Genomic DNA, 10621 nt, shown 5'->3' on the forward strand with positions numbered 1-10621 from the left:
TCATCTATTCCTATTTATCATACAATATTTTTAAAACGAGGGGAAACACAATGCTTAATCTTGATAAATTGTTCACAAATTATAATATTCATCAATTCAATGAGGAATTGGTTACATGGTTCAATCGTGAAAAACGTGATTTACCTTGGCGTCATGCGAAAAATCCATATCGCGTCTGGGTGAGTGAGGTCATGTTACAACAGACGCGAGTCGATACCGTCATCCCTTATTACAACCGCTTTATGGAACGATTCCCGACGCTTGAGGCGCTCGCTTCTGCTGAAACAGACGAAGTCGTCAAATATTGGGAAGGGCTCGGTTATTACTCACGCATCCGAAACTTACATGAAGCGGTCAAAGAAGTCGCTTCCGTGTACGATGGGATTGTCCCAGAAGAAAAAGAACGATTTGAAAAATTAAAAGGAGTCGGTCCGTATACGACGGGAGCGGTGCTGTCGATCGCGTACAATCAACCGGAGCCAGCAGTCGATGGAAACGTCATGCGCGTGATGTCACGTCAATTCGGAATCTATGACGACATCGCTGTACCGAAGACGCGTAAACTGTTTGAACAGGTTGTTCGGCGCTTGATGGACCCGCGCCATGCGTCTGATTTTAATGAAGGCGTCATGGAGTTAGGGGCAACGGTCTGTACACCGAAAAATCCGATGTGCTCGCTCTGTCCTGTTCAAGACACCTGTTACGCATATGCCCATCATGTACAAGATGAGCTGCCGGTCAAAACGAAAAAAGGGGCAGCACGTGTCGAAATGTATGATGCGTTATGCATCGAGAAAGACGGGAAAGTTGCCTATGAACAGCGACCGGAAAAAGGATTACTTGCTGGGATGTGGCAATACCCGCTTACCGAACGAGGAACGGGGGAACAGGTAAACGGAACTTATCTCGGGCAAGTGAAACACGTCTTCTCCCATATCGTCTGGTATATCGATTTATATCGAGTCGATACGCTCCCGAACGATGATGTCGTCTGGTTAGATGCTTCGGAGCGAGAAGTGAAGACGGTTTCTGTGGCTCAACAAAAACTAGAGCGATTGGCAGGTGGTGAAAGTGAGACGATTTGATGTAGAATCGACATACGATACGACGGTCGATACGCTATGGGATTTATTGCAGGATGCTTCGCTTTTAACGAAACTGACGAAGTTTCCCAAAGTACGTCTAGTGGGGGATGGTGCCTCGGTCGAAGGTAATGAAGTGAAGTTGTTCGTCGGAGTCGGTCCTATCGAGCTGCCGTGGAATAGTGCCATTACGATTTCAGGAAGACAGGCATTCTGCGATCAAGGGAAGAGATTGCCGTTTCCGTTTAAACGGTTTACGCACGTGCACCGGGTCGAGTCACGTGACGGAAAAGCGGTTATGATTGACGAAGTGACGTTTGATAGCTATGTTCCGAACATACTCGTCGAATATTTCGTGCTTCGTCCAATGTTTCAGGAACGGGCACGAGCCTTCCAAAAAACACTAAATTCATGAAAATAAGAGATTTCCTTTTTCATTGGTTCTGAAAGTCGCTATAATTAAATATGAGAATTGTATAGCATCATAGCGGAAAGGAGGAGCTTATGAGCTTATTTCCCAAAGCAGGTAGCAAAATCGAGATACAGAGCTACAAGCACAACGGAACTTTGCATCGCGTTTGGGAAGAAACGCTCGTCCTTCAGTCGTCAAAAACGGATATGATCGGATTCAATGACCGCATCATGGTCAGCGAGTCAGACGGTCGGCAATGGAGAACGCGAGAGCCGGCAATTTGCTACTTTTCATCTGAGTATTGGTTCAATGTCATCTGTATGATTCGCGAAGACGGGATTTACTACTATTGTAATCTAGGTTCGCCGACTACATTTGATGGGGATGAACGTGCCATCAAATACATCGATTACGATTTGGACATCAAGGTGTTCCCGGATATGTCGTATACGATTTTAGATGAAGATGAATATGAGCGGCATCGTCGCGAGATGAATTATCCGAAAGCGATTGATCGAATCTTGAAGCAGAACGTGCAAGAGCTGATCAACTGGATTCGAGGACGGAAAGGGCCGTTCAACCCAACATTCGTCGATGAATGGTATCGCGAATACGAAGCACGTTATCGGAGATGATTCCTCATCTCCGCTTTTTTTCTTAAAGAAGGAGGCACTATGGGTAGTATTAAACGTTATATGCAATTTGTTAAGCCGTATAAAAAACAAATTGCCCTAACGATTTTCGTCGGGATTTTAAAGTTTTCAATCCCGCTCGGATTACCGTTACTGTATAGATATGTCATCGATAATTATTTGGTAGAAGACGCGCCGAAACAGGACTACACGACACTCGTCTGGCTGTTCAGCATCGTGTTCTTCATTTTCCTAGTCTTCAAGCCGCCGATTGAATACTTGCGTCAATATTTGGCACAGTGGGCCGCAACACGTGTCTTGTTCGATGTGCGGAACCGACTGTTCGACCACGTCCAAAAGTTGTCGCTTCGCTATTATTCAAACAATAAGACGGGTCAAATTATTTCTCGGATCATCAACGACGTGGAACAGACGAAAGACTTCGTCATCACCGGTCTGATGAATATATGGCTAGACATGGTCACCATCCTCATCGCCATTGGGATCATGTATACGATTGACCCACAACTCACATTGATTGCCGTGTTACCACTTCCGTTTTATGCAATCGCAGTCCGTTATTTTTACGGACGGTTGCGTCGTTTGACGCGCGAGCGGTCAGCGGCGCTTGCTGACCTTCAAGGTCATTTGACAGAGCGTGTGAACGGCATGGCGGTCATTCGGAGTTTTGCGTTAGAACCGTACGAAAACAAGGCGTTCGAACAACAGAACGGTGGATTCTTAAATGCGGCACTTAAACATACGAGTTGGAATGCCAAGACGTATGTCGTCGTATCGACGATCACCGATATCGCACCGATTCTAATCTTCACGACGGCATCATGGCTCGTCCTTCAAGAGGCGGTATCGCTCGGTACGCTCGTCGCGTTCATCGCTTATATCGATCGTCTTTACGCACCGCTCGGTCGACTCGTCAACTCAGCGACGACACTCACGCAATCGGTCGCTTCGATGGACCGTGTCTTTGAGTTTTTAGATGAGACGTATGATATCGAGGAGAAACCGAACGGATTCGTTCCATTATCGACAGCGGGTAAAATCGACCTTGAGCATGTGAGTTTTTCTTATGAACAGGATGGGACACGGGCGTTGAACGACGTGAACCTTCAAATTCGCTCTGGGGAACGCGTGGCGTTCGTCGGGATGTCCGGTGGTGGAAAGTCGACACTCGTCAGCTTGATTCCACGTTTCTATGACGTGACGGATGGAAGCATCAAAATCGACGGGGTCGATGTGCGCGATTTCAAATTACGTGCACTTCGTGATCAAATCGGAATGGTGATGCAGGACTCGGTCCTCTTCAGTGAATCGGTCGCGATGAACATCCGCATGGGGAAACCGGATGCGACGGACGAAGAAGTCATTGCAGCGGCGAAGGCAGCAAACGCTCATGAATTTATTTCTAAGTTGCAAGAGGGATATGCGACGCCGGTCGGGGAAAAGGGTGTCAAACTCTCTGGAGGACAAAAGCAACGACTCGCGATCGCGCGTGTGTTCTTAAAAAATCCTCCGATTCTGATTTTAGATGAAGCGACGAGTGCGCTTGATTTAGAGAGTGAAGCGATGATTCAAGACTCGCTTGCTCGTCTGACGAAGGGGCGGACGACGTTAATCGTTGCTCATCGCTTGTCGACCATCACCGACGCCGATCAAATCGTTGTCGTCGAGAACGGTCAAATCATGGAGACGGGGACGCACGAAGAACTGATGCGTCGTCGTGGAGCGTATTACGACCTGTATATGATTCAAGATTTAGCTGTAGTGGAATAACGAAAAAGTCCAGTCCTTGTGGGCTCGACTTTTTTAGCGGTCTAAAAATCGTTTACGAACATCCGGGGAAGGGAGCGTGCACACTTCCTTCTTCCCGAATAGACGTGTCCGATGTTTGGCGAAGAAATCATAGCCGCGATCACGAATCAGTTTAGGTACGAATCGGATGAACCGGAGCAGGCGCCAACGGCCATCAAGGTGCTCGGCAATCCGAATCGCTGCATCTGATTTCAAGTAAGGAACACCTTCTTCAATGTAGACGATACTGTCGACTGATTCTGGAATCCGGTGTCGTGTTCTATACAACTGCCCGACCTCGCTTTGAAGTGATGCGAAGTGGATCGAGGCATGTCGGTCATGACGAATAATGAACTGGACACTGGCGTCGCAGAAGTTACAGTCTCCATCGAATAACACAATCGCAGGCAAGTGCTTCGCCTCCTTCATCGTACTGTTTTACCGTTTTGTCTTCATGGTAAACCTCAAGCCGCAAGTTGGCGAGCTGCTTGCATCTTGTAGAGGGAAACATAATACAAATATGCACCAAGTGCCCCGAAGATAAAGATATACCCACTCATCAAAACAGGACCGATGAAAGCACCGACGACAATGCCGGCCGCCGCCACGAGTTTGGCTCCATGGAACGTCAGTCCACCGAATGCGAGATACGAAGCACGCCGCTCAGGATCGAGCAAATCGACTTGTTTCACTTGTCGAATCGGAGAGTAGAGAAGCTCACCAATTGTAAAGACAATTGCGAGCGCGGCGAGAACGATAAATGAGTTCATCGATGTGATGGCGGCATAAGCCGTCACGTATAACGATAATCCGACGAAAAAGACGGCCTTCTCTTTAAACCGCTTGACGAATGCGGTGACGGCGAACGTGATGGCAACGACGAGCAATGTGTTTTCAAGTTGCATAAACGCCATCATGCGAACACCATCAAATGGTATTCTGAGAATTTGTCGACTTTCAAATGACTCGGCTAAATGGACACCGATGTAATTCGCCATATGGAACTCGGTCGAAAAGACGAGCATACTTCCGAGGACGAACGTGATCCAACGACGATCGCGCAACGCAATTTTATAGTTTTCGATGACTCCGTGAATCGGGTTTGATGGAGTTGAGCGGTTACCCTTATACGTATCGACCAAATAGCGTTGAAGTACGATAGTTGTAATCGTGAGCACGATTGTCATACCGATAAAGAGGCCGAACCGATGATCTCGATAAAAGGCACCCCCAAGCATGACACCTCCGGCAATCGCCAAATTGACGAGCCAATAGTCATACACATAGATGGCTTTTCGATTCGACTCTTCCATCGAATCGATGACGATGGCTTCGAGTGCCGGATAGTTCAAACCGTTCGACACAGCGTGTCCGAAGTAAAGGATGGCAACGACGAGTGCCCAGTTGTTCGATGGGTGAATGGCAACAGTCATGCCAAGGAAGCAGATGATTTGAATCACCTGACCAATTTGTAAGACAACCTTCCGATTGAACCGATCGGAAAAGTACCCACCAAATAGACCGGTCAAGTAACCGACGATCACGAATGAGGTCATGATGATTCCAGCGGACACTTTGCCTAATTCCTCCGAGAAATAGAGCGCCATGAATGGGAAGATGGCGGAGCCGACGATTCGAATGCAAAATCCGCAAATAAGCCTTAAGCGGACGTTTAATGGAAAATCCTTAAATTTCATAATGTGAGCACCTCCTTGGTTCTACTGTAATGGGGGACGATGCAAGATAAAAAGAGACACTTTTGATGAAGATGTCCCCTTTTAGACAATAAAAAAGAGATGCTCGCGCATCTCATTCTTACAGTTGGGCAAACGAGCGATTGACCGCTTCGATTGTCTCGTCGATATCTTGTTCGCTATGCTCTGTTGTCAGGAACCAAGCTTCATATTTCGATGGAGCCAGGTTCACACCGTTTTCAAGCATCAACTTGAAGAATCGTCCGAATGTCTCACCGTCCGACTTTTCTGCACCATCGTAATCAGTGACGATTTCATCCGTGAAGTAAACGGTGAGTGCACCCTTCAAGCGGTTGATTGTGATCGTCACGTCATGTTTCTCTGCCGCTTCACGAATTCCTGCCTCAAGTCGTGCACCAAGCGTATCTAATTTTTCATAAACACCAGGTTGCTCGAGTACTTCGAGACAAGCGATTCCTGTCGCCATCGAGGCAGGGTTTCCTGCCATTGTGCCTGCTTGATACGCAGGTCCGAGTGGTGCGACCGTCTCCATGATTTCAGCTTTTCCGCCATAAGCGCCGATTGGTAGACCACCACCGATAATCTTTCCGAGTGCCGTCATATCCGGTTCGATGCCATACACTTGCTGTGCACTTCCGTATGTGAAGCGGAATGCAGTGATGACTTCATCATAGATGACGAGAGCGCCATGTTCATGCGTGATGTCATTGACGGCCTGAAGGAAGCCTGGCTTCGGTTCTACAATCCCGAAGTTCCCGACAATCGGTTCGACGAGGACACATGCGACCTGGTCTCCCCATTCTTTCATCATCTCACGGTACGCTTCGACGTCGTTGAACGGGACGGTGATGACTTCTTTAGCTGTGGCTTTTGTCACACCTGCCGAGTCAGGAGAACCGAGTGTTGCCGGACCACTACCTGCTGCAATCAGCATGAGATCCGAATGTCCATGGTAACAGCCACTGAATTTCACGACGAGTTCACGACCGGTGTAAGCACGGGCGACTCGGACTGTCGTCATAACAGCTTCCGTTCCGGAGTTGGTGAAGCGTACTTTATCCATAGAAGGAATAGCTTGTTTTAATTTCTTCGCAAACTCGACTTCAAGGCGGTGGGGTGTCCCGTAAAGTAAGCCTTTAGAAGAAGCGTTCATGAGTGCTTCATGAATGTGAGGGTGGGCATGGCCGGTAATGATTGGGCCGTATGCCGCCAAATAATCGATGTAGCGATTGCCGTCTACATCATAGAAATAGGCACCTTCGCCACGTTCCATATAAACAGGAGCGCCGCCGCCAACCGCTTTGAATGAGCGAGATGGGCTGTTGACACCTCCGACGATGTGAGTGATTGCATCTTGATATAATGCATCGGATGACTGACGATTTGATGAAGTAGTCATATGTATTGCCTCCTTATTCAAATTCGCACTTATTGTATCATAGCCGTCAACCGCATAAGCTCAGTGTTTGACGAGTAGTTGAGAAATCAGTACACTATTTATAAAGATTACTATGTAAGAAATAAGTTAATGTTCAAAACTATTTCGCATGAATTTTATAGAAGAAATGAGGGATTGACGTGGGAAGCGAAATGCTTGACCATGCTGTTCAGTCGCTCCGGGAACATGGAGTCAGAATGACGCCTCAGCGCCAGGCCATTTTGGAGTACCTCGTCACGGAGCATAGTCACCCAACAGCGGATGACATTTATAAGGCACTTGCCGCACGGTTTCCAAACATGAGTGTGGCTACTGTATACAACAACTTGCGCGTCTTTAAAGAAGTAGGGCTTGTTCAAGAGATGAATTACGGAGACGCCTCAAGTCGCTTTGACTTTGTGACGTCGAAGCACTATCACATCATTTGTGACACGTGTGGAAAAGTCGTCGACTTCAACTACCCGGTATTAGATGAAATCGAATCGGTTGCATCTCAATTGACTGGATTCAAAGTTGATCGTCACCGTCTTGAAGTGTATGGAACGTGCCCATCTTGCCAATCTGAACAATCGCAGACACATTAAAAACCACATCCGAGCTCTCGGATGTGGTTTTTTGTGTCAGTCGGTTTGTTGTGACTGACGTTTGTTGTATTTTTCATCGAACTCTTTACCTTCGAGTGAGCGGTCAATCGTTAGTGGTTCGTCACAATGCATACATAAGTCGACGCGCCCGAGCATCTTCGTTTCTTTTTCGCAGTTCGGGCAGGTCACGATAATCGCTTTCGTAGATGCCATACCTACAATGAAGTAAAGGGCAGAGCTTGCGAGTACCATAACAAATCCTAGAAGCATGAAGATGATCATCAGCCACGTGATGGATTTTGCGAGAAGTCCGAGATACATGACGCCGATCCCGCCGAAGATTAAGAGTAATGCTATATTACGTGCGCGGTTGATTTTGTTCCCCTGTTTTTTCATGAGTGAATCCCTCCAATAGTCTGTCTCTATCATAGCTCATCTTCAAACGAGTGAGAAGTTCCTGCACTTTTTCGGCAGGAGTTTTTTGAAAAGAGGGCGAATCTTGTTCGTATCGAAAATGACAATCGTCATATATAGTCAACTTACGATTGGGAGAGAAGGGGTCCAGATGACGATGGAATATGCGACTCGCACTATTTATTCAGAATATGCTGCACTAAAAACGACACTCGGTATTATTGAAGTGAAGAAGAAACGAGCACGTGATCCTTTGACGGATCAGTCAGACCGTCTGCTCATTGTAATTGAAGCGAGACAGGAACCGTTTTGGACGGTGAAGCATTATCAGGTTGGTCAAGAAAGAATCGTCTTGCACGTCGTGAGTGATTCGATGATGGACAGATGGATTGTTTTAAATGAGAACCGACGCGCCATTCATTGGATTGAGGATGGGATTGTTCTATTTGAGCGGAATGAATACATCTTAGAATTACGACAACGGAATCGTAATTTGACGAATAGAGAGCAACGCCTACAATTATCACTTTCATTTGCGAAACTATTGCGCCGTTTTGAAGATGGTCGGTATTTATTTTTAGAAGGGGAATTCCAAGACGCCTTTACCCAGATTCACCATGCGCTTACACACTTGGCGCGGCTATCGATTCTCGAAGCGGGGATTCATCCTGAAATCGTGATGTGGGAACAAGTTCGGGCAATCGACCTTGAGATTTATAAGTTGCATGAAGAACTGGTTGGAGGACAGGAGACGCTCGAACAACGAATCCACCTTGTTGTGATTGGAATGGAACACTTGATTCAATCAAAAGTGTTGCCGGGAACACTTTTGTTACTTCAGACGATGCAAGAGAAAGAAGGAGCTTGGACATTCTCGGAATTGATGGATCACCCGAACTTAAATGAACTTCGTGTCGACCTCGGAAGTATCATCGGATTTTTAGTGAAAAAAGGATATGTTCGTACGGTCACGAGACCGACAAAGGGAGTTGGAGTAGAAGCAGTACTTTATGAGATTGCCTAATCCCTACACGAAAGCATGATGAGGAGACGATACGTCGCATGAAATTTTTGAAGTTTAGCATCGGAACGATTTTTATTCTATTTGTCACGTTTATGATTTCCGTTGTTGTCGCTCTCTTTACGATGGGAGAACCAATCACGCAAGGACGCCCCATTCTTTGGACGATTTGGTATATAGCGGCTCTGTTGATTGTATGTATGGGGCTTTATGATTTTTCGCCTCTCTCAAATCGGAAAGTGAAACGGATACTTGGTTTGGGAGCTTTGTCAGGCGTGATGGTATTCGCTTCTGTCAAAGGGTACTACATGTATCAGGATTACTTAAAAATTGAAGAGCGTGGTGTAGAGTTGATCGATTATCAGCCATTTACAAATTCGGAGCGATTGGCAAAATTGAATCATCAAACATCGGTTTCGTTCGTAAATGGTGTGCCGCGATTGGACGGCGCGACAGCCCTCTATCCAATGTATGCTTCATTTGTAGAAGCGGTATATCCGAACTCCGGAACATATGACCCATATAATGATCAGGCGAGTAAAGTCGTCTCGACGACAACGCCAGAAGCGTACAGTCGATTGATGAATGATCAAACTGACTTGATTTTTGTAGCGGGTCCGTCCGATCGTCAATTGCAAGTCGCAAAGCAAAAGGACGTATCTCTACATATGACACCGATTGGTAGAGAAGCATTTGTTTTCTTCGTTCATGAAGATAATCCGATCGAGTCTTTGACGATGGAACAAGTCCGTGGAATTTATGCGGGGGACATTCGCAATTGGCAAGAGGTCGGTGGTCACTCTGAAACCATTCGTGCTTTTCAACGACCAGAAGATAGCGGTAGTCAAACGGCATTGCAAAAGATGATGGGTGAACGAAAACTGATGGAGGCGCCAGTCGAAGATGTTCCTGAAGGAATGGGCGGAATCATTCAACAAACTTCATCGTATCGAAACCATAAAAATGCAATTGGATTCTCATTCCGATACTATGCGACAGAAATGGTCAATGATCATAAGATCAAGTTACTTCGTATAGAAGGAATCGAACCGACCGTTGAAACGATTCAAGATGGATCATATCCATTGACCTCTGAATTCTACGCGGTCACGACTAAAGAAAAAGCAGAACAATTTGCTGAATTTCTAGAATGGCTAGGAAGCGAGGATGGGCAGACTTTGGTCGAAAAGACCGGTTACGTCCGTCTCAAATAAATTAGGTGATAGAGGTCTACTTTTCGTCATATAAACGGAAAGTAGATTTTTTTTAAAATTTTATCGTTTTTTGTATTGACGAAGTGGTAAATAGAGATTATAGTTATAAACGTTGTCACGGCAAAAGATTATTTCAGAAAAACAATTTGTGAAAAAAGTTGTTGACGGAAATGGTTGAAACGTGATAGATTAATGAAGTCGCCAAGAGCGACAGACGAACTTTGAAAACTGAACGATGAGGCAAAAATAAGTTTTACAATTTTTGAATGAAGCGCAAGCTTCGTCAATTTAAGAGCTATA

11 protein-coding genes are annotated in these 10621 nt (G+C 46.1%); 7 read left to right on the forward strand and 4 right to left on the reverse strand.

The features are described 5' to 3' along the window. Window positions 1–50 precede the first annotated feature (50 nt). The 4 genes from mutY (at window position 51) to KNO75_RS13090 (ending at window position 3917) form a co-directional block, all read left to right on the forward strand. Window positions 51–1085 carry an A/G-specific adenine glycosylase gene (gene mutY / locus KNO75_RS13075; protein WP_214796454.1) on the forward strand — a complete coding sequence of 345 codons (1035 nt, stop codon included), beginning with the start codon at window positions 51–53 and terminating at the stop codon, window positions 1083–1085. Continuing rightward, complete coding sequence (locus KNO75_RS13080; RefSeq protein ID WP_214790484.1) at window positions 1072–1497, forward strand: hypothetical protein; 426 nt, start codon at window positions 1072–1074, stop codon at window positions 1495–1497. The genes mutY and KNO75_RS13080 overlap by 14 nt, the downstream gene beginning before the upstream one ends. Before the next feature lie 89 nt (window positions 1498–1586). Next, window positions 1587–2129, forward strand: a complete 543-nt coding sequence (gene ntdP / locus KNO75_RS13085) for a nucleoside tri-diphosphate phosphatase (protein ID WP_015880896.1) — start codon at window positions 1587–1589, stop codon at window positions 2127–2129. A gap of 39 nt (window positions 2130–2168) precedes the next feature. Continuing rightward, complete coding sequence (locus KNO75_RS13090) at window positions 2169–3917, forward strand: ABC transporter ATP-binding protein (RefSeq protein WP_214822252.1); 1749 nt, start codon at window positions 2169–2171, stop codon at window positions 3915–3917. A 33-nt stretch (window positions 3918–3950) separates the two neighbouring features. Here the strand turns inward: KNO75_RS13090 and KNO75_RS13095 are convergent, their stop codons facing one another. The 3 genes from KNO75_RS13095 to KNO75_RS13105 form a co-directional block, all read right to left on the reverse strand. Beyond that, window positions 3951–4346 carry a thiol-disulfide oxidoreductase DCC family protein gene (locus KNO75_RS13095; protein ID WP_214796458.1) on the reverse strand — a complete coding sequence of 132 codons (396 nt, stop codon included), beginning with the start codon at window positions 4344–4346 and terminating at the stop codon, window positions 3951–3953. Window positions 4347–4399: 53 nt separating this feature from the next. Further along, a complete protein-coding gene (locus KNO75_RS13100) occupies window positions 4400–5632 on the reverse strand; it encodes an MFS transporter (RefSeq protein ID WP_214822254.1) in 1233 nt (410 codons plus the stop codon). A 118-nt stretch (window positions 5633–5750) separates the two neighbouring features. Then, window positions 5751–7049 (reverse strand): glutamate-1-semialdehyde 2,1-aminomutase, encoded by a 1299-nt coding sequence (locus tag KNO75_RS13105; RefSeq protein ID WP_214822256.1) that lies wholly within the window; start codon window positions 7047–7049, stop codon window positions 5751–5753. A gap of 191 nt (window positions 7050–7240) precedes the next feature. On the opposite strand from KNO75_RS13105, the gene perR reads away from it, so the two are divergent. Further along, entirely contained in the window at window positions 7241–7672 is a 432-nt protein-coding gene (perR, locus tag KNO75_RS13110) for a peroxide-responsive transcriptional repressor PerR (RefSeq protein ID WP_031421138.1), read from the forward strand. A 36-nt stretch (window positions 7673–7708) separates the two neighbouring features. Here the strand turns inward: perR and KNO75_RS13115 are convergent, their stop codons facing one another. Continuing rightward, entirely contained in the window at window positions 7709–8068 is a 360-nt protein-coding gene (locus KNO75_RS13115; protein ID WP_214822258.1) for a YgzB family protein, read from the reverse strand. Between the two features lie 103 nt (window positions 8069–8171). Between KNO75_RS13115 and KNO75_RS13120 the strand changes: the two genes are divergently transcribed. Both KNO75_RS13120 and KNO75_RS13125 read left to right on the forward strand, forming a co-directional pair. Continuing rightward, on the forward strand, window positions 8172–9110 hold the full coding sequence (locus KNO75_RS13120) for a nucleotidyltransferase-like protein (RefSeq protein WP_251126198.1): 939 nt from the start codon (window positions 8172–8174) through the stop codon (window positions 9108–9110). 38 nt (window positions 9111–9148) lie between these two features. Then, a complete protein-coding gene (locus KNO75_RS13125) occupies window positions 9149–10321 on the forward strand; it encodes a substrate-binding domain-containing protein (protein ID WP_214822260.1) in 1173 nt (390 codons plus the stop codon). Window positions 10322–10621: the final 300 nt, after the last annotated feature.

The organism is Exiguobacterium sp. s35 (assembly GCF_018617535.1).
In the GTDB taxonomy this organism is placed as follows: Bacteria; Bacillota; Bacilli; order Exiguobacteriales; family Exiguobacteriaceae; genus Exiguobacterium; species Exiguobacterium aestuarii.